This is a genomic window from Bradyrhizobium sp. A5, assembly GCF_042076515.1.
Lineage (GTDB): Bacteria > Pseudomonadota > Alphaproteobacteria > Rhizobiales > Xanthobacteraceae > Bradyrhizobium > Bradyrhizobium cosmicum.
In genome coordinates this window covers 5,830,911-5,856,947 of sequence record NZ_CP148990.1, presented here as the reverse complement: position 1 = coordinate 5,856,947, position 26,037 = coordinate 5,830,911, and the positions used below count along the sequence as shown (strand labels likewise).

Below are 26,037 nucleotides of genomic sequence, written 5' to 3'. Positions count from 1 at the left end.
AGATAGGCAAGGGGATCGGCAAGAGGCTTGCGTAAATCGGCTGCTTTTCGTGCCCAATCTGCTAGGTTGCCCCCGATTCCACCGGGAGAAATTTGATGCGCAAGATCCTCACCGTGCTGGCGGCGCTCGCCTCGCTCAGCCTGACCAATTGCGGCTACAACGCGATCCAGAGCGAGGACGAGCAGATCAAGGCCAACTGGTCCGAGGTCGTGAACCAGTATCAGCGCCGCGCCGATCTCGTGCCCAATCTCGTCAACTCGGTAAAGGGCTTTGCCCAGCAGGAGAAGGACGTGCTGCTCGGCGTCACCAATGCGCGCGCCAAGGTCGGCAGCATCCAGGCGACGCCGGAGGTGCTGAACGACCCCGCAGCCTTCCAGAAATTCCAGGCCGCCCAGGGCGAACTCTCCAGCGCACTGTCGCGGCTGTTGGTCGTCACCGAGAATTACCCTCAGCTGAAGTCAGATGCCCTGTTCAAGGACCTGATGTCGCAGCTCGAGGGCACCGAGAACCGCATCACGGTGGCGCGCAACCGCTACATCAAGGCGGTGCAGGAGTATAACGTCACCATCCGCTCCTTCCCGAGCAACCTCACCGCGATGATCTTCGGCTACAAGGAGAAGCCGAATTTCTCGGTCGAGAACGAGAAGGAAATATCGACCGCGCCGAAGGTTGATTTCAACCCGGCCCCCGCGCCGTCGAAGTAGCACCGTAAGCTGAAAATGGGCGCCATCCCAACCACTGTCATTCCCCGCGAAGGCGGGGAATCCAGTACGCTGCGGCCTCTCGGTCATCCGCTGGTGTCTCTGGAATACTGGATCGCCCGGTCGAGCCGGGCGATGACAGCGAGGTTGCGGCGAGCCGTCTGGGCCTTCTCGCCGCTAGCTCTCGTATTCACACTCCTCCTCACCTTCGCCTTCGTCCTCCCCGCCGCGGCCGACGTCGCCGTCCCGCAACTCACCGGCCGCGTCGTCGATCAGACCGGCACGCTCTCCAGCAGCGACGTCGCCGCGCTCACGCAAAAGCTGCGTGACTTCGAGACACGCAAGGGCAGCCAGGTCGCCGTCCTGATCGTGCCGACGACGCAGCCGGAGACGATCGAGCAATTTTCGATCCGCGTTGCCGAGGCATGGAAGATAGGCCGCAAGAAGGTCGACGACGGCGCGATCCTCGTCGTTGCCAAGAACGACCGGCATTTGCGCATCGAGGTCGGCTACGGCCTCGAAGGCGTGCTCACCGACGTGACCTCGCGGCGCATCATCGACGAGATCATCACCCCCAAATTCAGGAGCGGCGATTTCGCCGGCGGCATCTCCGATGGCGTCGATCGCATGATCCGCGTGATCGACGGCGAACCGTTGCCGGTCCCTTCGCCCAGCGTGAATTTCGGCAATCTGGACGATCTCGCACCGCTCTTCATTGTGACGCTGTTCGCCTCTCTGGGCGTGGGCGGGTTCTTCCGTGCCATGCTGGGGCGGTTACTTGGATCGTTGGCGACCGGCGGCGTCATCGCCGTGCTGACCTGGTTCATTCTCGGCTCCTTCGCGCTCGCCCTCGGTCTCGGCGCGCTCGGTTTCGTCATCGGGTTCATTGCCGATCTGTTTGCAGCGATGGGCCCAACCGCGGGACCCTCGCGCCGCGGCTCGTGGTCGAGCGGTTCTTCGGGAGGCGGCTGGAGCAGCGGCTCGTCGAGCAGCGGCGGCTTCAGCGGCGGCGGTGGCAGTTTTGGCGGCGGCGGCGCCTCGGGGAGCTGGTAGCGGTCATGAGCATCAAGCGTATTGCCAGACATCTCGTGCAGCATCATTGGCGAGCGAAGCAGATCTTTTCGCAGGCCGTGCTCGCCCGTATCGAGCAGGCGATCAGGCAGGGCGAGGCCACCCATTCCGGCCAGGTCCGCTTCGTCGTCGAAGGCGCGCTGGATGGCGCGCCACTGTTCCGCAATCAGCCGGCCCGCGAGCGTGCGCTCGACGTGTTCTCGCATCTGCGCATCTGGGACACCGCGCACAACAACGGTGTCCTCATCTATCTCCTGCTCGCCGACCGCGACGTCGAGATCGTGGCCGACCGCGGCATTCACGCAAAGGTCGGCGGCGAGGGTTGGGAGAGCATCTGTCGCGCGATGGAGGCCGAGTTCGCCTCCGGCCAGTTCGAGCGCGGCGTGATCGGCGGCATCGCGGCGGTATCGCGCGAGCTGTCGCGGCATTTTCCTCCGCAGGGCCCGCATGTGAACGAGCTGCCGGATGCGCCGGTCGTGATGTGACGGAAGAGACGCGGGCGTCTCGTTGCGCGGCCGTTCATCTTGCCCCGGTTACAAATTGTTTCACGCTCGCCACACCGGTTCCACTTTCCCGGCCCAATTCGGCCCCGGAAGACTTCCTAAAATTTCGGTAAGCGGGTCCCGAGGTAAGGATTTCGCAAGCAATGAAAGTTACCAAAAGGTCAATCCAGAGTGGAGTATTTTAGCCGTGAGCGAACCTATGGCTGAGCAGGCTGCCCAACGGACCGGTGAGCAGACCAGCGTCGACGAAGCTGCGAGCGCGCCGCAGGGTTTCGAAGCTGCCGGGATCGAGGCCCCCTCGATCGCCCCTGACCATGAGGCGCCGCCCAAGCCGGATCCCGTCAAGGTCGAGCCGCCAAAGTTCGAGGCCAAGGTTGAAGCGAAGGCTGAGACCAAACCCGAGCCGAAGCTTGGCAAGCTCATCGTCATGGCGCCGTCCGAGCGTTCCTGGGATCGCGAGGAGTTTGCCCCGCATGTGAAGGCGGACGCACCGCGCGAGACTGGCGGCAAGCGCCGCCTGTCGGCGATGGCTGCGGTGGTGGCGATCGCCGCGGGCGTCGGCGCGATCAGCGGTGCGCTTGCGACCGCCGGCATGATGCACTTCGCAGCCCCTGCGCCGACGCAGGTCGCCGACAACGGCGCGCTGGATGCTTCTGTCGCCCGGATTGATGCCGATCTCGTCGCGCTGAAGGCCAATGTCGAGCACACCTCCAAGACCGGCCTCGGTCAATTCAACCGGACCAACGACCGCCTCGACAAGCTCGAGAAGGCTCAGGCCGAGCCGATGGCCAAGATCGCAAAGCTGTCCGAGACCGTCGACAAGCTGCGTGCCGCGCCGCCGGCCGCCCCTGTGCAGGCCGCCGCGGCACCCGCCAGGGAGACCACCGGCTCGATCGCGCCGACCCAGGTTGCGACCGCAGCGGCCGCACCGGCCCCTGTTCCCGCCGCGCCCAAGACCGAGGTCGGCCGTCTGCCGACGGTCGGAGGATGGGTGCTGCGCGACGTCTCCAATGGCGGCGCGCTGATCGAAGGCCGCGGAGGCCTCTACGAAGTTTATGCCGGCGACCCCATTCCCGGCGTGGGCCGCGTCGATGCAATCCGCCGCCAGGACGGCCGCTGGGTGGTCGTCACCAGCAAGGGCCTGATCGTCGCGCGCTGAGCGTTCGATATCCGATCTCTAGAGGGGCGCTTCACCACCATGTGAAGCGCCTTTTTGCTTGAATAGGCTGGCACGCGCGGTGTTATTGGAAGCATGAGCCGCGCGTTGCGAATTCTCGTTGCTGCCGTCGTCGTGTTGGGCGGCGCTATTTCGCTCTCGGCCGCGGAGAACGCATCGTACACGCGCGGCACGGCGATCACCGATCCCGATCTCCTTCGCAAGCTCGATCAGGGCGACACACTCACGATCTCGCGGCTGCTGTGGCCGGAGCGGAACGCGAATTCTCCGCTCACGACCGACTTGCTGTTCGCGTCGCTGCCACAGCTGAAGGACATTCCCCCAGCAATCGATGCCGAGTTCGAGCGCTATATCACCCGGCAGACAGCGGCCTATCCGACCGAGACCATCGGTGTCGGCGAAGGCTTCGACCTCCAGCTGTTCGACCGCGCCAACCTGAAATCCGCCAACACGCGTTTCGTGCTCGCCGGTATCGTCAATCGCATGGACCGCGCTTACGTGTCGGAAGAGTCCTGCGGCGAGACCCGGCTGATCTACCGTCTCACGCGCTTTGACGCCGGATCGGATGGGACCAGGACAGCAACGCGTCTGCCGATGACGTTCAATCTGGTGCTGAAGGCGCGCGATCCCCGCCAGGTCGCTTCGAACGGCAAACCCGTGAGTTGCGCCGAGGTCGCGCGGCGCTGGCTCGACAATAATGGCGACTGGCAGGGGCTGATCGGCAGCAGCTTCCATCCCTCCGACGCTATGCTCGACCGCATCGAGACCAATATCCAGATCTCGATCGCGCCGAAATCGGCGCTGCACGATTTTCGTTCGGACTATCTGCTGAAGGTCTTCAAGTACAACGCCGCCACGAAGACGTTCGAGGAATCGACGCTGGAGAACCAGATCGACCGCGACCGGATTTTGGTCGACAATGACCTCCGGCTCGATTTCAGGGATTGGCTGTTCGCGCCCGATCATCTGCGCGCATTCGATCGCGGCACGTTGCTGATCCCCGAAAAGTTTCTGGCCAGGGCCGTGGTCGTGCCGACGCCCGCCGGCCTCGATGCCTCCGCGCTGCAGCCGGAGTTCGGCATGATGCAGGGGGAAGGCAAAGGCGAGCCCGTCTTCACCGACAGCGACGTCGTCAGCGCGCTGAAGCAGGCCGCGGCGCGCGGGGACATGCAGAACATCCGTTCGGTCGCGGGCTTCCAGCGTCGTCTCAACGACGTCACCTGTGCCGGCTGCCACCAGACCCGCGGCATCGGCGGCTTCCATTTTCCGGGCGTCGACTGGCTGGCGGACAAACCGTCCAATTCCGCCATCGTGCCGGCCTCGCCGCATTTTGTCGGCGACCAGCTCCGTCGCCGCGACATCCTGATCGCGTTCGCCGCGGGCAAACGCCCTGATTTCTCACGCGGATTTGCCAGCCGGCCGCAAACGCGCGGCAGCCGGGAGCTCGCCGGCACCGAATATCAGGACGGCTGGGGCGCGCATTGTTCTTTGCCAGATGCGGGATCGGAATCGGGCGACAGGAGTTTTACGTCATGGAGCTGTGCTAAAGGTCTCGCGTGTCAGGCTGCCGCGGCCTCGAGCCGCATTGGCATGTGCTTCATCAAGACGCGTTAGCCAAAGCACCGGTTTGGATGACCCATGACGGATACCAGCGACGCCAACAAGGAGCGTAATCTCGAGATTGCGCGCAATGAGGAAGCCAAGCAGGTCGCTGGCAGCGTTCGCATCAGCGCCTCTGCCATCGTAGCGGTCGTCATCGTCGGCGGGATCTTGTTCACGCTCGGCTGGCTGGCGTTGAGGTAGCCCCTTCACTTCGCGTAATTCGTCATCCGCTTGCCGGGCAGCAACTCATACGCCGGCTTCCAGCCGGGGAGTGCGGCCATGCGACCGAGCCAGGCGTGGATGGCGGGATAACTCGCCGCGAAATCAAAACCGTGCTCGTCGCTCGGATAGTGCAGATAGGCCATCATCGAGATGTCGGCGACCGTCGGCCGCGCGCCGATCGCGAAGGCGTTGTGCTGGAGGTGTCCGTCGAGAATGCCGAGGAAGTCCTCGAGCCGTCGGCGGAAATGCTTCAGCACCTGCGGATCGTTTTTCTCGGTGAAGGCCCGCATGAAGCGGTACGTCGCCATGTAGCCGGTGAGCTTGTGGTTGTCCCAGAACAGCCAGCGCAGCAGCTCGAATTTTTCCTCCACCGTCTCGGCGCCGAAGCGGCCATATTGCTCGGCAAGCTGCAGCAGAAGTGGCGCGGTCTGCGTCATCTTCACGCCGTCGATCTCGAGCACGGGAATTTCGCCCATCTCGTTGACGGCCTTGCGCCACTCCGCCGTGCGCGTGACGCCGCCGCCGAAATCGGTCCACACCGGTTCGAACGTCTCGCCGCAAAGCGTCAGCATCAGCGCCAGCTTGTAGCTGTTGCCGGATTCGGGAAAGTAGTGCAGGCGGTAGCTGGGCATGGGACCTCACGAGGCGTGCGTTGTCGTGAGGTTATAGCGAGATCGTTCGGCACCGTCATTGCGAGCGCAGCGAAGCAATCCAGCAATGCATCTCCGCCGTCGTCCGGGCGAGCGAAGCGAAGATCCGGGACCCATAATCACAGGGAGACGTTTGGCGAAGATTCGGAGTTATCAGTCGCGCCCTACAACCACTCCCTGTGGTTATGGATCCCGGGTTCGCGCTATGCGCGCCCCGGGACGACAGCGGAGTGTGAGGCGCTCCTAACCAACCGCCCCCGAACCCCGCAGCTGCTTGATCGCGGCTTCGTCGTATCCCGCCCCGCGCAAAATCTCGTCACTGTGCTCGCCGACGGCGGGCGGCTTGCGCGGCTGGACCTTCCTGGCGCCGTCGATCCAGATCGGGCTGGAGATGGTGAGCATGGTGTCGTTCTCGAACGGCACCAGCACCTCGTTGTCGAGCATCTGCTTGTCGTTCGGGATGTCGTCCAAAATGCCGACGATGCCGAACACGAGGCCGTTGCCGTCGAGGATCTTGCGCCATTCGGCGAGATCCCTGGTCGCAAAGGTCTCGTCGAAGATCTTGATCAGCTCGACCGAGCGGGCGTGACGATCGGCTTTGGTGGCGAAACGGGGATCGGTGATGAGGTCTTCGCGGCCAAGGCACCTGGCCAGCGTGGGAAACTGCTTCTCCTCGCTCAGCAGCGACAGGATCAGCCAGCGGCCGTCCTTGCACTGATAGTGGTTGGCGACCGCGTTGAGCGCACGCTCGCGAGGCCGCCGCTCGGCGAACGTGGCGCCACACAGCTTTGCCTGCGCCAGCACGCTCGCGGCCCACACCCCGTTCGCCATCAAATTGGAGGCAACATGCGAGCCCTTGCCGGTCTTCTCGCGCTGATAGAGCGCGGTGACGATGGCGCCGTAGAACGCCATGGCGCAGGGATGATCACCCATGCCGGCAACCGAGCGGGCCGGCGTGGTGTGGGTGTCGGCGCGGACGAGGTCCATCAGGCCGGAGCGCGCCCAATAGGCGTTGCTGTCGAAGCCGGGCTTGTTGGCCTCCTCGCCCTTTTCGCCGTAGCCGGTAAAGGAGGCGTAGATCAGCCGGTCGTTGAGATGGGCGAGGTGGTCATAGGTGATGCCGAGCTTGGCGCGCACCGGCGGCGGCATGTTGGTGATGAAGACGTCGGCCTCTTCCACCAGCTTGTAGAGCACGGCCTGCGCCTCGGGCTTCGCGAGGTCGAGCGCGATGCTCTTCTTGTTGCGGGCCTCCAGCAGCCAGGCGAAATTGTGCTCGCTGCTCGGATAGCCTGGAATGTTGGGCAGATTGCGGTAGGGATCGCCGGCGCCGGGCGGCTCGATCTTGACGACATCGGCGCCGAAATCCGACAGCACGGTCGCGGCCGCGGGCGCAGCGATGAAGCTCGCGCAGTCCAGAACCTTCAGGCCTGCAAAAATGCCCTTTTCCATCGCGGCGTAGCTCCCTCGCTCTTGTTGTTTCCCGCGCGCTGGAATTGGCGCGGGCCAGATCATGGCAGCATTAGACCGATGTTTTGCCGGGATGCAACGGCGTCAGGCGCAGGGCTTCACGCCTCCCCCGCAAGCAGAGCGGCGTTGCCGCCGGCGGCTGCGGTGTTGATCGTCACGGTCTGTTCCGTGGCGAAGCGCGATAGATAGTGCGGTCCGCCGGCCTTGGGGCCGGTTCCCGACAGGCCGTTGCCGCCGAATGGCTGCACGCCGACCACAGCGCCGATCATGTTGCGGTTGACATAGATGTTGCCGACCTGGACCCGGTCGATGATCGCCTCGACCGTGTCGTCGATGCGGGAGTGGATGCCGAGCGTGAGCCCGTAGCCGGTGCGCTCGATCGCGGTCAGGACGCGCTCGAGATTTTCGGCGCGGTAGCGCACGACATGCAGGATCGGGCCAAAGACTTCCTCGGTCAGCTGGCCGGCGTCCTTGAGTTCGAAGATGTGCGGCGCGACGAAGCAGCCTTCCGGCGCGGTGCCGGCAAAGTGCAGCTTCGCCTCGGCCGTCATTCGCGCGATATGCGCATCAAGCCGCTGCTTGGCTTCCATGTCGATCACCGGGCCGACATGGGTTGCGACATGGCCGGGATCGCCAATCCTGAGTTCGCGCGCAGCGCCGGCGATCATCTCGATCATGCGGTCGGCGACATCTTCCTGCACGAACAGCAGCCGCAGCGCCGAGCAGCGCTGGCCGGCCGAGCGGAACGCCGATGTGACGACGTCGTCGGCGACCTGCTCGGGCAGCGCTGTGGCATCCGCGATCATGGCGTTGATGCCGCCGGTCTCCGCGATCAGCGGCACGATCGGTCCGTCCTTGGCGGCGAGCGTCCGGTTGATGGCGCGCGCCACCTCGGTCGAGCCGGTGAAGACGACGCCGGCGATGTCGGCATGCGCGGTCAAGCCAGCGCCGATGCGGCCGTCGCCGGTGACGAGATGCAGCGCGCTCGTGGGGATGCCGGCCTCGTGCAGCAGGGCGACGGCCTCGCGCGCGATGCGCGGGGTCTGCTCGGCGGGTTTTGCCACGACGCTGTTGCCGGCCATCAGCGCCGCTGTGACCTGCCCGAGGAAGATCGCCAGCGGGAAATTCCACGGCGAGATCGCCACGAAGACGCCGCGGCCGCGCAAGGCGAGCGCATTGCTTTCGCCGGTCGGGCCCGGCATCGCCGTCTCGCTGCCGAACAGCTTGCGGCCCCGCGCGGCATAGTAGCGGCAGAAATCGACGGCCTCGCGCAGCTCCGAGAGCGCGTCGTCGAGCGTCTTGCCGCCTTCGGCTTGCAGCAGCGCGATGAAATGCGCGCCGCGGCTCTCCAGCAAATGCGCAGCCTGCTCCAGCGCGGCCGCGCGCGCGCCCGCCGGCGTCCGGCTCCAGGCGGCAAAGCCCGCGCGCGCAGCAGTCACCGCTGCGTTGGCCTGATCCGGCGTTACATCGGCGATCGGCTTGAGGTCGGCCGTCTCCGCCTTGACTTCCGTCAGCAACTGGTCGAGCGCGGCGCGCGCGCCGAACTCGACGCCGCGCGAATTGCGCCGCTCTGGCGCGAACAGATCGGCCGGCAATGGAATTTTCGGATGCGTTGCCGCTTGCGGCTGGACGATGGCATCCGCGGGACGCTGCAACAGCGCCGGTACAGGCACGCGTTCATCGGCGGCCTGCGCCACAAAGGAGGAGTTGGCGCCGTTCTCCAAGAGCCGCCGCACCAGATAGGCGAGCAGGTCGCGATGGCTGCCGACCGGCGCATAAGTGCGGTAGGCAATATCAGGGTGATCCTTGGCAAGCTGCTCGTAGAGCGCTTCGCCCATGCCGTGCAGGCGCTGGAATTCGAAGCAGCCAATGTCCCCGGCGAGTTCCAGTACGGTCGCGACCGTCAGCGCGTTGTGGGTGGCGAATTGCGGGAAGATGCGCGGCCGCAGGGCGAGCAGCTTCGCAGCGCAGCCGACGTAGTTCAGATCCGTCATCGCCTTGCGCGTGAACACGGGATAGCCGTCGAGCCCGCGCTCCTGCGCGCGCTTGATCTCGGTGTCCCAATAGGCGCCCTTGACCAGCCGCACCATGAGCTTGCGATCGTGGGCGCGGGCGAGCGCATCGACATAGTCGATCACGGCGCTGGCGCGCTTCTGATAGGCCTGGATCGCCAGGCCAAATCCGTCCCAACCGCTGAGCGAGGAATCGGCGAGCGTTGCCCCGATCACGTCGAGCGACAGCTCCAGCCGGTCGGCTTCCTCGGCATCGATGGTGAAATTCAGGTCATGCGCCTTGGCGCGCTGCGCGAGGTCCAGCAGTTGCGGCACCAGCTCGCGCATCACGCGGGCGTGGCTGATCGCCTCGAAGCGCGGATGCAGCGCCGAGAGCTTGACGGAAATACCGGGCCGGTCGGGCAGGGGCTGGCTGCCCGCGGCCTTGCCGATGGTCTGAATCGCGCTCGCATAGGCGTCGAAATAGCGCGTGGCGTCTGCCGCCGTGCGTGCGCCTTCGCCGAGCATGTCGAAGGAGTAGCGCGACTGGCCGGAGCGCGGCCGGCCCCGCTCCAGTGCCTGCGCGATGGTCTCGCCCAGCACGAAATGATTGCCCATCAGCCGCATCGCCTGGCGCGTCGCGGTGCGCACCGCCGGTGCGCCCAGCCGCTTCACCAGCCGGCCGATGGTGCCGTCCGGCGTCTCGCCCGGCTGGATCACCCGCGCCGACAGGCCGAGCGCCCAGGCCGAGGCGTTGACCAGGAAGGCGGTGGACCTGGTCTCGTGGTGGATGAAATCGCCCTCGCCGAGCTTGTCCTCGATGAACTGATCGGCGGTGCGCGCGTCGGGCACGCGCAGCAGCGCCTCCGCCAGCACCATCAGGGCGAGGCCCTCCTTGGTCGAGAGTGCGAACTCCCGCAGCATGTCCTCGACCCCGCCAAGCCGGTCGTCGCGCTTGCGGATCGCCTCGATCAGCCGCGTCGCGGTGCGGTCGATCCGCGCCTCCTGCGGCGGGCTGAGATGCGACGCCGGCAAGAGGCGCGCGGCGATCTCGGCGTCATCGGGGGCGTACGGGGCGGTGAAGGGAGGCGGGATGTTCGGCATGGCGTGTCCTGTCGTCCAAGTTCAGGATAAAGCCGGCTTGACCGTAGTTCGATAGACAAATTAGGGAGTTTGCCTTAGGAAATTAAGGCAAACTAATAATTGACTGTAGAAAATATGGAACTTGATCGAACCGACCGCAAGATCCTCGCGATTTTGCAGCAGGACGGGCGAATCGCCAATGTCGAGCTCGCCGAGCGCATCGGGCTGTCGCCGACGTCGATCGGCGAGCGGCTGAAGCGCCTGCAGCGTGAGGGCTTTGTCGAGGGTTATGGGGCGCGGCTCAATCCGCACCGGCTCGGCCTCGGCTTGCTCGTGTTCGTCGAGGTGCTGCTCGACAAGACCACGCCCGACAATTTCGACCGGTTCGCCCGCGCGGTGAAACTCGCGCCCGAGGTGCTGGAATGTCACATGGTTGCAGGCGGCTTCGACTATCTTGTGAAGGCGCGGCTTGCGGACATGACCGCCTATCGACGCTTTCTCGGCGAGACCCTGCTGTCGATGCCAGGGGTGCGCGAGACGCGGACCTATGCGGTGATGGAAGAGATCAAGCGCGACGCACCGTTGCCGGTGGAGTAACGAAATGCTGTCGCGATTGTCATTGCTGCGGCGTTGAACGAGCGGTCTTCAAAGGCAAAATAGCTATCCTCGTGCAGTCGCAACGCCCGTCGTCGAATGCACTGGCCGTCTTCTGAAATTTTCTTGGCCCGCTCCCGGTTCAATGCGGGAGGCAGCATAGGCTGCCGGGCTTATACTTTGAGGTTCTCTGCGGAGGTCTTGCCCCGGTTTGCGATCTCTTCGTATTCCACCGTCTGTCCTTCGTTGAGCGAGGACAGGCCGGCTTTCTGCACTGCCGAGATATGCACGAACACATCCTTGCCGCCCGACGCAGGCTGGATAAATCCATAACCCTTCGTCGGGTTGAACCACTTGACCGTACCTTTAGCCATCACGACTTCTCCGCGGGTCTTCCTCCGAGATCTCGAACCGCCAGTCCCCGCCAACCGGCCGGTTCGGTCCTAATAAGATACGCGGAATGTTGCGGGCTTCATAGATCAAACCACATTGGGCTTTCGCCGAATTCCGCTCAACTTCGCGGCGTTTTTGCCTATTTTGCCCGTTTCGCGGTCAATCGGCCCGCGCGCCGCAAGCCAGCCGTTAATACGTCGCGGCCAGATAATCGACGATCTTGCCGACATCGGCATCGTCGATCGGCGCGCCATAGACCTTGATCATCTTGGTCACCTCGGCTTGCCAGAAGCCTTTCCTGTCTTTCATCGGCGGCTGCGTCGCGATGTAGTCGGCCGAGTGGCATGCGGCGCAATTGCCCTGCACGATTTCGAGATTGGGGCCGGGCTTGAAGGCGGCGACCTCGTCGGGTGTCTTGTAATTGACCGGTGCGGCAAGTGCCGAACCCACGACGGCGGCGAAGGCGAGTGAGATCGCGAGGAGAACGGTGCGCTGCATGATCATTCTCCTTCAGGCCACGCTGACGCGGACGGTTTCGACGACGTTGCGTAAATAACCCGCGGGATTCCAGCGCGGCGTATCCGGCTGCGTCTCGCCGCCATTGCCGGTGGCGCGGACCTTGAGCTCGTAGGCGCCGGCAGCGAGCTTCACCGGCAGCTTCCATTCGCGGAACGAGTATTTGCCGAGGTCCTTGCCGAGCCTGGCGCTGGTCCAGGTCTTGCCGCCGTCGGTGGAGACCGCGACATCCCTGATGCCCTTGCCGCCGTCGAAGGCGATGCCGCGTAGCGTCGTGCGTCCCGCCTTCAGCTTGGTGCCGTCACTGAGGTTGGTGATGAAGGAGCGGATGGTGAAGCGATTGATCGGGATGGTCGCCTTTGGCGCCGTGCCGGGCTCGATCGCATTGTTCGGCGTGTCCGGAATGCGATAGGCTGATTTCATCCAGAAACCGTCGAAGACGTTGTCTACGACGGTAATCTCGTTGAGGTGCTTGACCCAGTAGGTGCCGTAATAGCCGGGCACGATCAGGCGCAGCGGGAAGCCGTTGAGGAACGGCAAATCCTCGCCGTTCATGCCATAGGCCAGCATGACCTCACCGTCGGTGGCGTGATCGAGATCGAGCGCCTTGACGAAATCAGGCGTCTTGTCGCTGACCGGGCCGTCCATGCCGTTGAAGGTGACCTGTTTGGCGCCGCTCTGCACGCCCGCCATCTCCAGCACCGCCTTGAGCGGCACGCCGCGCCAGCGCGCATTGCCCATTGCACCATTGGCGAGCTGACCGCCGGCGACGCGCGGCTCGACGAAGCCGCGGCTGTTGCCGGAGCACTGGTTGACGGCGACGATCTCCGTCGCCTTCATCTTCCGGATGTCCTTCAGCGACAGCTTCAGCGGCCTGTCGACCTTGCCCTTGACTTGAAGCGTGAACGTGTCGGGGTCGAGATTGTAGGGCAGGTCGGAGAGGTGATAGCGCACGAAGAACGCGTTGTTCGGCGTGATCGGGCCGTCGTTGAACACCGCGAACGGCGTCTCGAGCTGCGGCGGGCGGCTGGTCAGGCCGATCATCGGTCGCTTCTGCGGATATTTCACCAGCGGCCGCTCGCCATTGGCGAACGGGAGCGTGACGGTGTCGAGTGCCAGCGCTTTGGTGGAATTCAGTGTGGCCGCAAGCGCGGCAAGCCCCGCTCCTTTGAGCAGGTCGCGTCGATCGAACATTCTGGTCTCCTCCCGGAGCTTTTCGTTGGATCGCGGTCATCACCGCAATCCTGCGCTCATCTGTCGCAATGATCAGGATGAAGTCAATTCGTGCTTTCGCAGCAGCCCCATGCCGCTGCGTTGCAACAAGCCGGTGTTACGGTTGTCATGCAATGGAGTCGAGTCGCAGACGCGCAAGCGGTGCGCCCCCTCGCCCCGCCTGCGGGGAGAGGGCTGGGGTGAGGGGGAGTCTCCGCGAGGGAGGTGAGAGTTAGACTCGCGGAGAGTCCCCCTCACCCGGATTGCATCTGCGATGCAATCCGACCTCTCCCCGCAAGCGGGGCGAGGTGAAGAATCACGCGGCAACGCGCGCGCCGCGATCGACCAGCGCCGACAACTCTCTCGCATCCGCAACCAACCGCACGGCCATCGGTTCGTCGCGGCCGCGGATCGCGACGTCCTGCTGCGGCAGCGAATCGTCCGCAAGGCCGGCGGTGCGGCGGACCTCGTCCGAGACGATGGCTTCACAGGCCAGCGTCTTGGTCATGTCCTGGAGGCGGGCGGCGACGTTGACGGCATCGCCGAGCGCGGTGAAGACGATGTGATCGCGATAGCCGATGTCGCCGATGATGACTTCGCCGCCGTGAATGCCAATGCCGAAACGGATCGGCTGGTGCAGATCATGGCTCAGGAGCTGGTTCAACTCGTCGATGTTCGCTGCGATGCCGCTGGCCGCCTTCAGCGCCTGCCGGCAGGCTTCCTGCGGATCGGCCGACAGCCCGAACAGCGCCAGCATGCCGTCGCCGACGAACTGGTTCGGCTGACCGCCATTTTCGATCACCGCCTGCGACACCGCGCCGAGGAAGCGGTTGACGATGAAGACCGTGTCGAACGGCAGCCGCTTCTCGGCGAGCTGCGTCGAGCCGCGCATGTCCACGAACAGGCTGACGAGATAGCGCTCCTGGCCGATTCTGGTGGGCGCCGAAGCATGCGCGTTGGCCGACAATGCGTGCGGCATGAAGAGCTGGAAGAAGGAGAGGTCGGTCTCCGGCCGCAGCTGGCAGGCGAGCCGGATCGAGGGATCGGCGGTGCCGACCCGCGCGAGCACGAAAGCTTCGCGCTGTGACGGCTCGGGCAGGGCGGCATGATCGCCGATGATGCGGATACGGCAGGTCGAGCAGCGGGCGCGGCCGCCGCAGACGCTGGCATGCGGCAGATTGTGGCGCAGGCTTGCTTCCAGCACGGAGAGGCCCTTGGGCACGCGCACCGTCTTGCCGTTGCCGTAGGACAGCGCGATCATGCCGCCGCGGCGTTCGCGCAAGGCGCGCACGCCGCGCGCCGCGAGCGCGAGGACGAGCAGGCCGAGATAGCCGATGGTGAGACCGCCGGAGATGCGGTCGAGCGTGTCGGCCTCGGCGACCGTTCCGACCTGGCGGCGGGTCAGATTGTGCGTGCGCCACTCCCCATCGTCGGCTTCGATCGCGATGCTGCGGCCGCCCTGGTAGATGCCGAGCAGCGCCAGCGTCGGGATCAGCACGGCCGCCGCCAGCAGGTAGGGCGCAGCGCGGGCGAACAACGGTTTCAGGCGAAGCCAGAAATAGATGCCGATGCAGCCATGGATCCAGGCGATGATGAGCAGGGTCGTCATCAGCCAGAGCCGGCCGGGCGCCGCGACGAAGAAGAGATAAAGCTCCTGCGGATAAAGCTTCTCGTGTCCGTACAGCGTCTGACCGAGCCGCACCCCGATCACATGCGCCACGACGAGGGCGGGTATGCTCAGCCCCAGCACGAGCTGGAGCGGCTCGATCGTCCGCCAGCGGAACTGCCGGCGCTGATACAGCGCGTAGATGCCCAGACCCATATGGGTGAGCGCGGCGGTGTAGAACACGAGCGCTACGGGGAGGAACTGCCAGAACAGGGTATGGTAGACGACCCCGACCTCCATGGCATCGATCGAGATATTGCCGAGCGCATGGTTGATGAAATGGCTGACCACGTAGGAGAACAGGATGATCCCGCAGACCAGCCGCACCTGGCGCGCGCTGGTCGCACGGAGGAGTTCGGACAATCGTGCAGGAGCGGTGGTGGCCATGATTCGGTTGTATCAGTTCATGAAGGAGAACAGCCAGCCCGGCGTTTCATTCCCGGGGGCGCATGCCAGCGCGATCACAAGCGCGCAAAGCCCCGCTGTCATCCCGGACAAGCGCGCCCTTAGGCGCGCGCAGATCCGGGATCCATAGCCACAGGGAGGAGTTTGACGACGACTCGTCGTTACCAGCTTGTAATATAACCTCGCCCTGTGGTTATGGGTCCCGGGCTCGCGACTACGTCGCGCCCCGGGACGATAGTGGCCCGCATTGACTCCCCCTCCCAGGTTGGCGAAAAGCGCGGCCGTGACGACAGCTTCCGACATCACCACGCCCCCCGGCGGCGCCGCGCGCCGTCTCCTCGTCATGGCCGTGCTCGTGATCGTGGCGATGACCGTGCTCCGCATCGTCTACGCCTCCGCGATCGAGCTGCGCACCGACGAGGCCTATTACTGGACCTGGTCGAAAGAGACCGCGCTCGGCTTCCTCGATCATCCTCCCATGATCGCCTGGTTCATCCGCGTGGGCACCGCGATCTTCGGCGACACCACGCTCGGTGTGCGCTTTGGAGGCATCGTCGCGATGCTGGTGACGCAACTGTTGCTCGCCGACATCGTCCGCCGCCTCACCCATGATGCGCGCGCGATCATGTTCGCGGTGCTGATGCCGGAGGCCGCGCTTTATTACGGCCTGCTGATGGCCAAGGTCGCGCCCGACGTCGCCATGATCCCGTTTGCGATGGCGATGATGTGGTCGCTGGTCCGGCTGGCGCAGAGTGGCGACGGCCGCTGGTGGCTGGCGGCCGGATTGTTCGCGGGCCTGTCGATGCTGTCGAAATTCACCGCGATCATGTTCGCGCCGGCGGTCGCCGCCTTCCTGCTGGTGCCGGATTGGCGCTGGCGCTGGCTGCGCAGCCCCTATCCTTACCTCGCGGTCCTGGTCGCCATCGCGGTGTTCTCGCCGGTGCTGATCTGGAACGCGCAGCACGACTGGGCCTCGTTCCGTTTCCAGGGCGTGCGCGCCACCGCCAATTACGGCATCTCGCTGCGGACGATCGGCGATTACATCGGCCTGCAATTCGGCCTGGTCGGCTTCGTGATGCTGCCGGTGGTGTTGACCGGGCTGGTGACGACGGCATGGCGCGGCTATCGCACACGCGAGCCGGTCGCAATCCTGCTGTCGACCGCGGTGCTGGTGCCGTTCCTCTATTTCCTTGCCAAATCGACGACGCTGAGGGTCGGCGACACCTGGCCGATGTTCATGTGGCCGGTCGGCTTCGCCGCGGCCGCGGTGAACCTCGTGATGCTGTCGCGTGAAAAGCGGTCGGCGCGGTTGATCCGGTCGAGCCTGTTCTGGCTCAACACGGCGGTCGTCTCGGGCATCGCGTTCGTCGTCATCGTGTTCCTCTACTACGTCGCCGCGCCATGGAATTTGCTCGGCAAGATCGATCCGATCGGCGCCGAGGCCGGCTACGAGCAGGTCGCGGCGCGCGCGCAGGCCGCGCTCGACGAGACCGGCGCGACCTGGATCGCCACCACGGACTACCGCACCTTTGCGATGATGCGCTGGCTGTTCCGGGGCCGCGTTCCCGTGATCGAGATCAACGAGCGCGGCCGCTTCCAGGATTTCCGCGATCCCGGCCTGGACCGGATCAGGGGCCGCGCCGGCATCTATGTCGGCCGCGAGCCGGACAATCGCGCCCCGGTGTGGGACGCGATCCCTGCTAAGCGCGAGCAGCTGGGCCAGGTCGAGCGCCGCTGGCGCGGCCTCGTGATCGACACGTATGCGATCGAAAAACTGAGCGGCTGGACCCCGGAGCTGTCACCGCCGAAGGATTCGCCGCTGTTTTGGTGGAGGGTGCTGGCGGGGGCTTACCCTCCCCTGGAGGGGGAGGGTCGATCGCGCGAAGCGCGAGCGGGGTGGGGTGATCCTTCCACGCGGGCAGTGTTGGAGGTGGAGAGACCGTCACCCCACCCCGCTACGCATTGCGCTTCGCTCCATGCGCAGCGCCCCTCCCCCTCCAGGGTAGGGCTATCGCATATGGGTAAGGGCGCGGAGAAGGAAATCGTTATTCCATCTGGCTTCGAGCATTTTGTGGCTTGTGCGCACAGGGCCTGGTGTCGCCTGCAATGTGTTGATGGCGAGTTTGCGGATAGCTGCGAGGTTCTCGGCAGCATGGCCCTTGCGGCTACGGCATGCGTCCTCATCGAACAGAACGTCGAGAACCCAGTGCAAGTTGTTCTCGATGCCCCAATGGGCGCGCACGACCTCAAGCAGCTTCTTGGCCGGGAGCGGACGCGATGCCAGAAAGTATCGTGCCGTGTGCTTGGCGGCTTTGCCGGTATTGGCTCTCCAACTGTCGATGCGGCCAACGGCGGCGATGGCGGGGAAGCCGAATTGCTCCGCCAATTGCGGTGCCGGGGTAACGATGGCCTGCCGGCGCTCCGTGCGGCCGTGGGCGGATGTCCTCCGCTGGCTCGCTCGCGTGGGCTTTCGGGCGGTGTCGATGAGCGCCTTCGCGGCTTTGAAGAGCCGACCGCGATTGCTCTTGATGGCCAACACGTAGTGGCCCTTCCGCTTGCGTATGGCCTGCGCCGTGTCGGGCCGGCAATGCAAGGCGTCGGCGGTGACAAGAGCGCCGTCCAGATCGAGCAGAGCGAGGACTTTGAGAACGCCGGCAACCTCGTTGCGATTGGGGGCCTTGCTCTGAGCCAGCGCCATGCGTGTGCCTGCCGCCCAGACATTGACCATATGCAGCGGCATGGCCCGCCGGCCACGTGTGAAGGCTCCTCGCAAGGCCTTCCCGTCAATACTGACCACGCCCTTGATGCCGAAGCCCTTGCTGAACTTACGCAAAACCGCTTCCAGCCCCTTCGGGTCCAGCGCGCGGAAAACCGTGCTGAACGTATCGTGGCTGGGAATGCCGTGTCGAAGCTCCAGGAACCCTCGCAACAGCTCCTCTCGGCCTCTGCCGAAGAACTCGAACTCGGTACAGGTCTTGGCGCCAGCCAGCGTTGCCGCCAAAGCGATGATGAGAATCTCGGCCAGATCGTGCCGTGTGTTGTCGGCGCGAGGATCCTTAAGCGGTCGAAGCAGGCGCCTGAGTTTGCGCATTCCGGTCTCCCTCGGGAAGCGAGAGACACCCAAAGAATCCAGTTCCAACCCCTTTGCAACACGCCGTTAGCGTCATATGCGATTCCCCTACCCTCCAGGGGAGGGTAAGCGAGCCGCTTACTCCTCGTCGTCTTTCTTCCGCAACAGATCCGTCGCCAGATCCGACAGCTTCGGCGGCGGCAGCGCCGCAAATGGCAGCGGCCTTGTGACGTCGATCGCGGCCAGGCCCAGCCGCGCCGTCAGCAGTCCGTTGAGTATCCCTTCTCCAAGCCGCTGCGATAGCTTCGCCGCGATGCCGTGGCCGAGCATCTGCTGTACCAGGCTGTCGCTCGCGGCCATGCCGCCGGTGATGGCGAGATGGGCGATGACGTGGCGGAGCAGGCGGATCATGCCGAGCGCGCCGGGGCGGCCGCCATAGAGATAGGCGAGCTGGCGGATCAGCCGCAGCGCGGCGACGAACACGAACATCACGTCGATCGCCGCGCGCGGGCTCACGGCCGTGACGATCGAGACTTTCTGCGCGGCTGACGACACTAGCCGACGCGCCTCCGCATCCAGCGGTGACATCAATTCGCGTTCGGCGAGCCGGATCATGTCGGCGCCGTCGATGATCTCGCCGGTATGGCTCTCCAGCGTGGCGCGGGCGCGCGCTAGCTGCGGGTTCTGGTGCGCGAGCTTGAGCAGGTCCTGCACGATGACGCGACTCTCCTTGCGGTCGTCGCTGGCAAGCACCGCGGCCGCGCGCGCATGCAGCTTCTCGATGGTCGCGAGGCGCGCGAGCCCGAACGCCTCGCGCCCGATCACGACCGCGAGCGCAAGTGCAGCGACGAACGCAAAGGCAACGCCGACGAAGCCGAGCGTTTCGCTGCGTGCGAACAAATCCTCGATCAGATGGACCACGCCGAGCCCGGTGCCGAGCAGCGTCAGCCCGGCGAGCCCGGACCAGAACAGTGCGCCCCAGGGAAAACCGCGCCGCGCCGGCAGCGCGGCTTCGATCGGCACCGGCAGCGCCTGAGGATCGTGCTCCGGCGTGATCTGGATCGTGGTGCGGCCAAGTCGCGCCGCTTCGTCGGCCTCGGTGACGACGACGCCGGGATCGTCGAGCCGGAACGTCGCCGGGCGCCGTGGCTTGGATCGGTCGTTCATGACAGCTTGTCTCCGATCAGGAACTGCAAGGCCCGGTCGAGGCGGATGTGAGGCAGCGTCGGTTCGTCCGCGCCCACGCGTTCGAGCTTGGGCGGACGGAAGCGCAGGAAGCGGAAGTCGCTTGTCCCGGCGGTTTCCGTCGACAGACCGCGGAACGCATCGGTGCCGTTGAACAGCCCCTCGGGATCCAGCGGCAGATCGCCCGGAAAGGTCGCGACCTCCGTGTTGCCGTCGAAAAACTCGCCGCCGGTGCTTTCGCCCGCGGCCGGCGTTCCCAGGATCGACGGCAATTTGTCGCGGCCATGCGCGACCTGCGCTTCGCGCGTGGCGCGCACGGCGGCGAGCGCCACGACGTCGATCGCCGCGCCGGTATCTTCCGCGCGCGCCACGGCGCGGCTGACCGCGCGCCGCAGCACGGCTTCGAGCCGGTCGTGGCTGGAATGATGCAGATGATCCGCCTTGGTCGCCGCGAACAGGATGCGGTCGATGCGCGGGCGGAACAGGCTGGAGAGGATCGTGCTGCGGCCGATGTTGAAGCAGTCGAGAATGCCGGCAAGCGCGGCTTCGAGATCGTGCAGCGCCTCGGGTCCCGCGTTGAACGCGGCGAGCGCATCGGCCAGCACGATCTGGCGATCCAGCCGCGCGAAGTGATCACGGAAGAACGGCCGCACCACGACGTCCTTGTAAGCCTCGTAGCGGCGCACCATCATCGCCCACAGCGAGCCTTCCGGCGCCTGCCCGTCGATCGGGACGTCGAGTGGCGCGAAGGTCAGCGCCGGCGAGCCTGCGAGATTGCCGGGCATCAGGAAGCGGCCGGGCGGCAGCAGGCTCATCGCGAAGCGCTCGTCGCGGCAGGCGCGCAGATAATCGGTGAACAGCTTTGCCGCTGTGAGCGTGGCCTGCTCGTCCTCGCGTGCCTCGGGCTTGAGCGTTGCAAGATGCGCGTGCCATTCGGCGGCGACGTGCGCGCGCGGCGCCTCGCGCGACAGCGCCAGGCTCTCAGTGGACCATTGCTCAAAGCTCTTCTGGAGCAGGGGCAGGTCGAGCAGCCATTCGCCGGGATAGTCGACGATGTCGAGCGTCAGGGTGCGGTCGGCGCCGTTCGGGCGCTGGTAGTCGATCACGAGGCGCAACTCGCTGATGTCGACGGTCGAGCTCGGCCAGTGCCGTTCCTCGATCAGTGCGTGCAGATGGCTTTCATAGGCGAAGCGCGGCACGGCATCGTCGGGCTGTGGCGCCAGATTGGCCCGCGCGATCCGGCCCGAAGCATAGGCCTCGAACACCGGAAACCGGCCGCCGCGGGTCAGACCGTGGATCAGCGCGGTGATGAACACGGTTTTACCGGCCCGCGACAGACCGGTGACGCCGAGCCGCACCGTGGGATTGAAGAAATGCTCGCCATAGTCGATCAGCGCCCGGGCCGACAGGCGTGCTTCCTCGACCATATCCTGAAAGGTAAATGCCATATGAACGCTGGAAATCCCGGGCGGGGAACTGTGAGACTGTTCACAAAAGTGGCAATTGCATTGGGAAAATCAAGCTTCATACTTCCACCGCCATTGTCTGCAATCAGCCGATTGAACGACGCGCGGGTGCCAAAAGACCCATAGTAGAGGGCATTATCTTTAGCCTTTACGGATTGCCATGACCGTCTTCCAACTGAAACAGTTCGCCTCCACCTCCGTCCACGCCGCGGCCGACGCGATCGGCTGGCACTACGATCGTGCCGAGCTGATTGCCGACGGAATCATCCATGCGATCGGTGTACTGTCGGGGATCATCGCCGCGACGGTCCTGGTGGTGCTTGCGGTGGTCTATGCCGACGCCACCAACATCGTCGGCGTCTCGATCTATGTCGCCGGCCTGCTCTCGATGCTGGTGCTGTCGGCGACCTATAATCTCTGGCCGGTCTCGCCGGTCAAATGGCTGCTGCGGCGGTTCGATCATTCCGCGATCTATCTTCTGATCGCCTCCACCTACACGCCGTTCATCCTGGAGTTGAAGGACAGCGTGTTTGCGCTGGTGCTGCTGGTCTGCGTCTGGTGTGTCGCGATATCAGGCATCGTGTTGAAGCTTCGCTTTCCCGGCCGGTTCGACCGCGTCGCGGTCGGCATCTATCTCGCGATGGGATGGAGCGGCATCATGCTGTACGACGCCGTGGTCAAGGCGCTGCCCGCACTGGTGCTGGGCTTCATCCTTGCAGGCGGGCTGCTCTACAGCTTTGGCGTGATTTTCCACGCCTGGCGGCGGCTGCGCTTCCAGAATGCGATCTGGCACGGCTTTGTCTTGGCCGGCGCGGCATGCCATTATACCGCGGTGCTCGACCTCGTGTTGAGCTGAGCCCATCCGCGAAGCAGTACAAGAGAAATAAGAAGAGGAGACGTCGCATGCAGGTGACCGGCAAGGTCGTGGTCGTCACGGGCGGCGCAAACGGTATCGGCAAGGCGCTGTGCGTGGCCTTTCACGCGGCGGGGGCGGCCAAGGTCGTCGTTGCCGACATGGATGCCGCCAATGCAAGGGCAGTCGCGGCCACGGTGGACGGCGCGGCGTTCAAATGCGACGTCGCGCAGGAAAAGGATATTTCGCACGTCATCGAAGAGACCGAGCGGCAGTTCGGCCCGATCGAGCTGTTCTGCTCCAACGCCGGCATCGGCGGCGGTTTTGATCCGATGTCGCAAAATGCCGGCGGCGCTTCGGACGAGCCGTGGCAGCGGAGCTGGGCGATCCACGTCATGGCCCACGTCTATGCCGCGCGGCATCTCATCCCCCGCATGAAGACGCGCGGCGGCGGCTATTTCCTCAACACGATCTCCGCCGCGGGCCTGCTCTCGCAGGTCGGCAGCCCGGCTTATTCCACCACCAAGCACGCCGCGGTCGGCTTTGCCGAAAATCTCGCGATCTCGCACAGGGCTGACAACATCAAGGTCTCGATCCTCTGCCCGCAGGGCGTCGACACCAACATGCTGCGCTCGATCCCCAAGGGCCCGCAATCCGGCGACGGCGATCTGACGCCCGAGCAGGTCGCAAAGGACGTGCTCGCTGGCCTCGACCAGGAGACGTTCCTGATCCTGCCGCACCCCCAGGTGCTCGGTTACATGCGCAAGAAGACCGAGAATTACGACCGCTGGATCGGCGGCATGGCCAAGATCCAGGCCAGGATGCGGGAAGAGTTCGGGAAGTAGACAAGACAGGCGCAAAAAACTCGGAGTCGTCCCCGCGAATGCGGGGGACCCATAACCACAGGGAGAAGTTTGGCGAAGACTGGTAGTGCTCCCGCGGTACTGACACTTCCGCTTTGCCGATAGATCACGCGGTATGGGTCCCCTCATCCGCGGGGACGACAGCGGTGGCTACGCCACCGACTTCACCCCTTCATCCACCCGACTCTGCCGCAACGCCTGCGCATAGAGCATCATCCCCTCGCGCACTTTGCGTTGTTCGGCTTCCGTCAGCACCGCCAGCGCGCCGCTCACCTGCTGTCGCCCGAACGCGTGCAGCGCCGCCATGGTGCGCCGGCCTTTCGCCGTCAGCGACAGCCGCTTGCTGCGTGCATCAAGCTCGTCCGGCGTCTCCCTGAGCTCGCCGCAATCGATCAGCTTGCGCACCAGGCGGCTGACGCTGGATTTCTCCAGCCGCAGGAAATCGCCGAGCTCGCCTGAAGTCATCGGCCCGCGGATTCCGATCTCCAGAATGGTGTGCACGGCCGAGGGCGGATAATCCGACGCCGCCACCGTCGCATCCATGAAACCGAGCTCGCGCACCATCAGGCGCGAGGCGGCACGGATGTCGTCGATCAGCGAAAGTCCGGCCATCTTGACTCCCTGAGTATAGTTGTATCATACAACTATATGTGCGCAGCGGCGCGCGCAAGCGTTTTGGAGTGAGCCATGAGCGAGACCTTGCCGGCCGGAATGCGGATGAGAGGCAAGGTCTGCCTCGTCACGGGCGGCGGCAGCGGCATCGGCCGCGCCACGGCCCTGCGGATGGCGGCCGAAGGCGCGGAGGCGATCTTCGTTGCGGGCCGGCGTGAGGCCGAGATCGACGCCACCGCCGCGGCATGCCGCGAGCACGGTGCGAACGCGATCGCGATCCAGACCGATCTCACGCGAGAGGACGACGTGGCCCGCCTCGTCGGCACGGCGATCGAGCGTTGCGGCCGGCTCGACGTCGCCTTCAACAATGCCGGCTTCCAGGAGCGCCGCGCGCCGCTGGAACAGCAGGGCATGGAGATCTACGACAGCGTGTTCGACACCAATGTCCGCGCCCTGTTCCTGTGCCTGCGTCATCAACTGCCCGTGATGCTCGCGCAAGGCCGTGGCAGCATCGTCGTCAACGCTTCCGTCAGCGGCGTGCGCAATCCCAATCCCGGCTTTTCGCTCTATTCGGCCTCGAAGGCCGCCGCGATCTCGCTGACCCGCTCGGCCGCGATGGAGAACGCCCCGCGCGGCATCCGCATCAACGCCATCGCACCGGGCCGCGTCGTCACCGACATGATGCTCCGCGCGGGCGTCGGCGACATCGCAACCGTCAGTGCGGGCCTGCCGCTGCGGCGGATGGGCAGCCCGGAGGAGGTTGCGGAGGCGGTGGTGTGGCTGTCGTCCGACGCGTCGTCATACGTCGTCGGGCATGTGCTGGCGGCGGACGGGGGATTTCTGGCGTCGTAGTTGGCGGCACTCGCGCAACAAGCTCAGTGTCGTCCCCGCGCAGGCGGGGACCCATAACCACAGGAAGAAGTTTGGCGAAGACCGGCAGTGTCCTGCGGCACCAACACCTGCGCCATCAACGATAGATCACGCGGTATCGGTCCCTGCGTTCGCAGGGACGACACCGTCAATGCTTCTGCCCATACAGCACGGGCACCGCCGAATCCACGACGACTTCCACCAGGCTCGTGCCCTCATGCGCCATCCCGCGCTTGAGCGCTTCGCCCAGCTCGCCCGCCCTGCTCACCCGCACCGCATGGCAGCCCATGCCTTCAGCCAGCCGCACGAAATCGATCCCCGGCAGCTCCAGCCCGGGCACGTTGCGCACCTGCATCACCTGGCTGAACGAGCGCATCGCGCCGTAGCCGGAATTGTTGATGACGACGACGGTGAGCGGCAGCTTGCGCTGCGCAGCAGTCCATAGCGCCTGGATCGAATACATCGCCGAGCCGTCGCCGATCAGGCAGACGGTGCGGCTGTTCGGCTTGCCGAACGCCATGCCGACGGCGGCGGGGAGCGAATAGCCGAGGCCGCCGCTTGCCATGGTGTAAAAGGAATCCTGGCCGCGCATCGGCATGAATTTTTGCATCGCCGGCCGGTGCGAGGGCACTTCCTCGACCAGTGAGGCGCCATCGGGCATTGCCTGCGACAATGCATGCAGCAAGAACTCCACCGGCAGCGGATCGGCCGCTTGCGGCGTCGGCGGCAGCGTGCGCCCCTTCGGCGTCGCGCGCTTGCTCTCCGGCAGCAAGTCGAGCAGCAGGCTCAGCGCGGGCTTCATCGTCGCGATGATGCTGGTGCCGACCGGCGTCACCGCCGCCGCATCCGGGTCGTCCGTGATCTGAAAGATGGCCGCGCCGCCGTCGAAGATCGCGGCATGGCCCTCGACATGGAAGGTGAACACCGGTGCGCCGACCACGACGACGAGGTCGTGCTCGCGCAGCGCATCGGAGAGCTGTGTGGGCGAGGCGTGCAGGAAGCCCGCGAATTGCGGATGGCGTTCGGGGAACGAGCACCGCGCCGAGAACGGGCTGACCCAGACGCTGGCCTTGGCCTTCTCGGCCACGCGCACCATCAGATCGACAGCGCCGGAGCGATCGACGCCGGGGCCAACGACGAGGGCAGGGTGCTTGGCAGAGCCGAGCGCCGCAACCAGCGCCCTCATCGCGTCAGGCTCGGGTCCGATCTCGCGGCTGACCTTGCGCGCCTCGACCGGCGCACAGGCATGTGCCCAATCGTCGACCGGGATCGACACGAAGGTCGGCCCGCACGGCGGCTGCATCGCGGTGTAATAGGCGCGCGCAATCGCGGCCGGCACGTCCTCGGGCCGCGCCGGCTCGACGCTGTACTTGACGTAAGGTCGCGGAAACTCGGAGGCGCGCTCGGCATAGAGAAACGCCTGCAAGGGGAGGATCGAGCGTGCCTGCTGGCCCGCGGTGATCACCAGCGGCGTCTGGTTGCGATGCGCGGTGTAGATGTTGCCGAGCGCGTTGCCGACGCCGGCCGCCGAATGCAGATTGACGAAGCCGGCATTGCGCGTCGCCTGCGCATAGCCGTCGGCCATGCCGACGGCGGAGGCTTCCTGCAGCGCCAGCACGTAGTCGATGTCATCAGGCCAGTCGCTCAGGAATGGCAGCTCGGTCGAGCCGGGATTGCCGAAGACTTTCCTGATGCCGAAGGAGCGCAGCAGGTCGAGCGTTGCCTGCTTGACGGTGACGGATTTGGTGCCGTTCTTGCCGTTTTTTGACATCGTTTCCGTCCCTTCTTCTCCTCATCCTGAGGAGCGCGGAACGCGCGTCTCGAAGGATGAAGGCCCGGCTGGTGGCCTCGCCCTTCGAGACGCG

General features: G+C 65.2%; 22 protein-coding genes and 1 pseudogene. 11 read left to right on the top strand and 12 right to left on the bottom strand.

What is annotated here, in order from left to right:
* The first annotated feature begins 95 nt into the window (after positions 1 to 95).
* The 6 genes from WHZ77_RS27795 to WHZ77_RS27770 all read left to right on the top strand — a co-directional run bounded on the left by WHZ77_RS27795 (position 96) and on the right by WHZ77_RS27770 (position 5,255).
* Positions 96 to 704 (top strand): LemA family protein, encoded by a 609-nt coding sequence (locus WHZ77_RS27795; protein ID WP_375310873.1) that lies wholly within the window; start codon positions 96 to 98, stop codon positions 702 to 704.
* A gap of 132 nt (positions 705 to 836) precedes the next feature.
* On the top strand, positions 837 to 1,754 hold the full coding sequence (locus WHZ77_RS27790) for a TPM domain-containing protein (RefSeq protein WP_375310872.1): 918 nt from the start codon (positions 837 to 839) through the stop codon (positions 1,752 to 1,754).
* A gap of 5 nt (positions 1,755 to 1,759) precedes the next feature.
* The gene (locus WHZ77_RS27785) at positions 1,760 to 2,257 is read left to right on the top strand and encodes a TPM domain-containing protein (protein ID WP_375310871.1); all 498 of its coding nucleotides are present in this window, start codon (positions 1,760 to 1,762) and stop codon (positions 2,255 to 2,257) included.
* A 217-nt stretch (positions 2,258 to 2,474) separates the two neighbouring features.
* Positions 2,475 to 3,434, top strand: a complete 960-nt coding sequence (locus tag WHZ77_RS27780; protein ID WP_375314825.1) for a hypothetical protein — start codon at positions 2,475 to 2,477, stop codon at positions 3,432 to 3,434.
* A gap of 93 nt (positions 3,435 to 3,527) precedes the next feature.
* On the top strand, positions 3,528 to 5,066 hold the full coding sequence (locus WHZ77_RS27775; RefSeq protein ID WP_375310870.1) for a hypothetical protein: 1,539 nt from the start codon (positions 3,528 to 3,530) through the stop codon (positions 5,064 to 5,066).
* A gap of 24 nt (positions 5,067 to 5,090) precedes the next feature.
* Positions 5,091 to 5,255, top strand: a complete 165-nt coding sequence (locus WHZ77_RS27770) for a hypothetical protein (protein WP_375310869.1) — start codon at positions 5,091 to 5,093, stop codon at positions 5,253 to 5,255.
* Between the two features lie 5 nt (positions 5,256 to 5,260).
* Here WHZ77_RS27770 and WHZ77_RS27765 read toward each other — a convergent pair whose 3' ends face one another.
* The 3 genes from WHZ77_RS27765 to putA form a co-directional block, all read right to left on the bottom strand.
* Entirely contained in the window at positions 5,261 to 5,908 is a 648-nt protein-coding gene (locus WHZ77_RS27765) for a glutathione S-transferase family protein (protein ID WP_375310868.1), read from the bottom strand.
* A gap of 261 nt (positions 5,909 to 6,169) precedes the next feature.
* Positions 6,170 to 7,375, bottom strand: coding sequence for a CaiB/BaiF CoA transferase family protein (locus tag WHZ77_RS27760; RefSeq protein ID WP_375310867.1), 1,206 nt, complete (start codon positions 7,373 to 7,375; stop codon positions 6,170 to 6,172).
* Positions 7,376 to 7,491: 116 nt separating this feature from the next.
* Positions 7,492 to 10,488, bottom strand: a complete 2,997-nt coding sequence (gene putA / locus WHZ77_RS27755; protein WP_375310866.1) for a bifunctional proline dehydrogenase/L-glutamate gamma-semialdehyde dehydrogenase PutA — start codon at positions 10,486 to 10,488, stop codon at positions 7,492 to 7,494.
* A gap of 114 nt (positions 10,489 to 10,602) precedes the next feature.
* Between putA and WHZ77_RS27750 the strand changes: the two genes are divergently transcribed.
* Positions 10,603 to 11,064: an Lrp/AsnC ligand binding domain-containing protein gene (locus tag WHZ77_RS27750; RefSeq protein WP_151643884.1), complete on the top strand. Its 462-nt coding sequence runs from the start codon at positions 10,603 to 10,605 to the stop codon at positions 11,062 to 11,064.
* Between the two features lie 170 nt (positions 11,065 to 11,234).
* Here WHZ77_RS27750 and WHZ77_RS27745 read toward each other — a convergent pair whose 3' ends face one another.
* From WHZ77_RS27745 to WHZ77_RS27730, 4 genes are all read right to left on the bottom strand, one after another.
* Entirely contained in the window at positions 11,235 to 11,435 is a 201-nt protein-coding gene (locus tag WHZ77_RS27745; protein ID WP_008134691.1) for a cold-shock protein, read from the bottom strand.
* Positions 11,436 to 11,643: 208 nt separating this feature from the next.
* The gene (locus WHZ77_RS27740; protein WP_375310865.1) at positions 11,644 to 11,952 is read right to left on the bottom strand and encodes a cytochrome c; all 309 of its coding nucleotides are present in this window, start codon (positions 11,950 to 11,952) and stop codon (positions 11,644 to 11,646) included.
* Positions 11,953 to 11,964: 12 nt separating this feature from the next.
* Complete coding sequence (locus WHZ77_RS27735; protein ID WP_375310864.1) at positions 11,965 to 13,164, bottom strand: molybdopterin-dependent oxidoreductase; 1,200 nt, start codon at positions 13,162 to 13,164, stop codon at positions 11,965 to 11,967.
* Between the two features lie 334 nt (positions 13,165 to 13,498).
* Positions 13,499 to 15,235: an adenylate/guanylate cyclase domain-containing protein gene (locus tag WHZ77_RS27730; RefSeq protein WP_375310863.1), complete on the bottom strand. Its 1,737-nt coding sequence runs from the start codon at positions 15,233 to 15,235 to the stop codon at positions 13,499 to 13,501.
* A gap of 361 nt (positions 15,236 to 15,596) precedes the next feature.
* On the opposite strand from WHZ77_RS27730, the pseudogene WHZ77_RS27725 reads away from it, so the two are divergent.
* Positions 15,597 to 17,105 (top strand): annotated as a pseudogene (locus WHZ77_RS27725) (glycosyltransferase family 39 protein); the annotation flags it as partial.
* 156 nt (positions 17,106 to 17,261) lie between these two features.
* Here WHZ77_RS27725 and WHZ77_RS27720 read toward each other — a convergent pair.
* The 3 genes from WHZ77_RS27720 to WHZ77_RS27710 form a co-directional block, all read right to left on the bottom strand.
* Positions 17,262 to 18,344, bottom strand: a complete 1,083-nt coding sequence (locus tag WHZ77_RS27720) for an ISAs1 family transposase (protein WP_375312099.1) — start codon at positions 18,342 to 18,344, stop codon at positions 17,262 to 17,264.
* A 117-nt stretch (positions 18,345 to 18,461) separates the two neighbouring features.
* Entirely contained in the window at positions 18,462 to 19,490 is a 1,029-nt protein-coding gene (locus WHZ77_RS27715) for a YcjF family protein (RefSeq protein WP_375310862.1), read from the bottom strand.
* Entirely contained in the window at positions 19,487 to 20,956 is a 1,470-nt protein-coding gene (locus tag WHZ77_RS27710) for a YcjX family protein (RefSeq protein ID WP_375310861.1), read from the bottom strand. Before WHZ77_RS27710 ends, WHZ77_RS27715 begins: the two co-directional genes overlap by 4 nt.
* Before the next feature lie 178 nt (positions 20,957 to 21,134).
* Between WHZ77_RS27710 and WHZ77_RS27705 the strand changes: the two genes are divergently transcribed.
* Together WHZ77_RS27705 and WHZ77_RS27700 are read left to right on the top strand one after the other, a co-directional pair.
* A complete protein-coding gene (locus tag WHZ77_RS27705) occupies positions 21,135 to 21,830 on the top strand; it encodes a hemolysin III family protein (protein ID WP_375310860.1) in 696 nt (231 codons plus the stop codon).
* A gap of 47 nt (positions 21,831 to 21,877) precedes the next feature.
* Positions 21,878 to 22,672 carry an SDR family oxidoreductase gene (locus WHZ77_RS27700; RefSeq protein WP_375310859.1) on the top strand — a complete coding sequence of 265 codons (795 nt, stop codon included), beginning with the start codon at positions 21,878 to 21,880 and terminating at the stop codon, positions 22,670 to 22,672.
* A 168-nt stretch (positions 22,673 to 22,840) separates the two neighbouring features.
* On the opposite strand, the gene WHZ77_RS27695 is transcribed toward WHZ77_RS27700, so the two are convergent.
* Positions 22,841 to 23,302 (bottom strand): MarR family winged helix-turn-helix transcriptional regulator, encoded by a 462-nt coding sequence (locus WHZ77_RS27695; RefSeq protein WP_375310858.1) that lies wholly within the window; start codon positions 23,300 to 23,302, stop codon positions 22,841 to 22,843.
* A gap of 75 nt (positions 23,303 to 23,377) precedes the next feature.
* Between WHZ77_RS27695 and WHZ77_RS27690 the strand changes: the two genes are divergently transcribed.
* Positions 23,378 to 24,154: an SDR family NAD(P)-dependent oxidoreductase gene (locus WHZ77_RS27690; protein WP_375310857.1), complete on the top strand. Its 777-nt coding sequence runs from the start codon at positions 23,378 to 23,380 to the stop codon at positions 24,152 to 24,154.
* A 166-nt stretch (positions 24,155 to 24,320) separates the two neighbouring features.
* Here WHZ77_RS27690 and mdlC read toward each other — a convergent pair whose 3' ends face one another.
* On the bottom strand, positions 24,321 to 25,943 hold the full coding sequence (gene mdlC, locus WHZ77_RS27685; RefSeq protein ID WP_375310856.1) for a benzoylformate decarboxylase: 1,623 nt from the start codon (positions 25,941 to 25,943) through the stop codon (positions 24,321 to 24,323).
* Positions 25,944 to 26,037: the final 94 nt, after the last annotated feature.

What these genes read in the sequence shown, in the direction of transcription:
- putA (WP_375310866.1), bottom strand. Translation starts at nt 10,488, where the DNA reads ATGCCGAACATCCCGCCTCCCTTCACCGCCCCGTACGCCCCCGATGAC.
- WHZ77_RS27720 (WP_375312099.1), bottom strand. Translation starts at nt 18,344, where the DNA reads ATGCGCAAACTCAGGCGCCTGCTTCGACCGCTTAAGGATCCTCGCGCC.
- WHZ77_RS27775 (WP_375310870.1), top strand. Translation starts at nt 3,528, where the DNA reads ATGAGCCGCGCGTTGCGAATTCTCGTTGCTGCCGTCGTCGTGTTGGGC.
- WHZ77_RS27740 (WP_375310865.1), bottom strand. Translation starts at nt 11,952, where the DNA reads ATGCAGCGCACCGTTCTCCTCGCGATCTCACTCGCCTTCGCCGCCGTC.
- WHZ77_RS27700 (WP_375310859.1), top strand. Translation starts at nt 21,878, where the DNA reads ATGCAGGTGACCGGCAAGGTCGTGGTCGTCACGGGCGGCGCAAACGGT.
- mdlC (WP_375310856.1), bottom strand. Translation starts at nt 25,943, where the DNA reads ATGTCAAAAAACGGCAAGAACGGCACCAAATCCGTCACCGTCAAGCAG.
- WHZ77_RS27690 (WP_375310857.1), top strand. Translation starts at nt 23,378, where the DNA reads ATGAGCGAGACCTTGCCGGCCGGAATGCGGATGAGAGGCAAGGTCTGC.
- WHZ77_RS27765 (WP_375310868.1), bottom strand. Translation starts at nt 5,908, where the DNA reads ATGCCCAGCTACCGCCTGCACTACTTTCCCGAATCCGGCAACAGCTAC.
- WHZ77_RS27730 (WP_375310863.1), bottom strand. Translation starts at nt 15,235, where the DNA reads ATGGCCACCACCGCTCCTGCACGATTGTCCGAACTCCTCCGTGCGACC.
- WHZ77_RS27715 (WP_375310862.1), bottom strand. Translation starts at nt 19,490, where the DNA reads ATGAACGACCGATCCAAGCCACGGCGCCCGGCGACGTTCCGGCTCGAC.
- WHZ77_RS27710 (WP_375310861.1), bottom strand. Translation starts at nt 20,956, where the DNA reads ATGGCATTTACCTTTCAGGATATGGTCGAGGAAGCACGCCTGTCGGCC.
- WHZ77_RS27780 (WP_375314825.1), top strand. Translation starts at nt 2,475, where the DNA reads ATGGCTGAGCAGGCTGCCCAACGGACCGGTGAGCAGACCAGCGTCGAC.
- WHZ77_RS27790 (WP_375310872.1), top strand. Translation starts at nt 837, where the DNA reads ATGACAGCGAGGTTGCGGCGAGCCGTCTGGGCCTTCTCGCCGCTAGCT.
- WHZ77_RS27695 (WP_375310858.1), bottom strand. Translation starts at nt 23,302, where the DNA reads ATGGCCGGACTTTCGCTGATCGACGACATCCGTGCCGCCTCGCGCCTG.
- WHZ77_RS27735 (WP_375310864.1), bottom strand. Translation starts at nt 13,164, where the DNA reads ATGTTCGATCGACGCGACCTGCTCAAAGGAGCGGGGCTTGCCGCGCTT.
- WHZ77_RS27760 (WP_375310867.1), bottom strand. Translation starts at nt 7,375, where the DNA reads ATGGAAAAGGGCATTTTTGCAGGCCTGAAGGTTCTGGACTGCGCGAGC.
- WHZ77_RS27770 (WP_375310869.1), top strand. Translation starts at nt 5,091, where the DNA reads ATGACGGATACCAGCGACGCCAACAAGGAGCGTAATCTCGAGATTGCG.
- WHZ77_RS27795 (WP_375310873.1), top strand. Translation starts at nt 96, where the DNA reads ATGCGCAAGATCCTCACCGTGCTGGCGGCGCTCGCCTCGCTCAGCCTG.
- WHZ77_RS27745 (WP_008134691.1), bottom strand. Translation starts at nt 11,435, where the DNA reads ATGGCTAAAGGTACGGTCAAGTGGTTCAACCCGACGAAGGGTTATGGA.
- WHZ77_RS27785 (WP_375310871.1), top strand. Translation starts at nt 1,760, where the DNA reads ATGAGCATCAAGCGTATTGCCAGACATCTCGTGCAGCATCATTGGCGA.
- WHZ77_RS27705 (WP_375310860.1), top strand. Translation starts at nt 21,135, where the DNA reads ATGACCGTCTTCCAACTGAAACAGTTCGCCTCCACCTCCGTCCACGCC.
- WHZ77_RS27750 (WP_151643884.1), top strand. Translation starts at nt 10,603, where the DNA reads ATGGAACTTGATCGAACCGACCGCAAGATCCTCGCGATTTTGCAGCAG.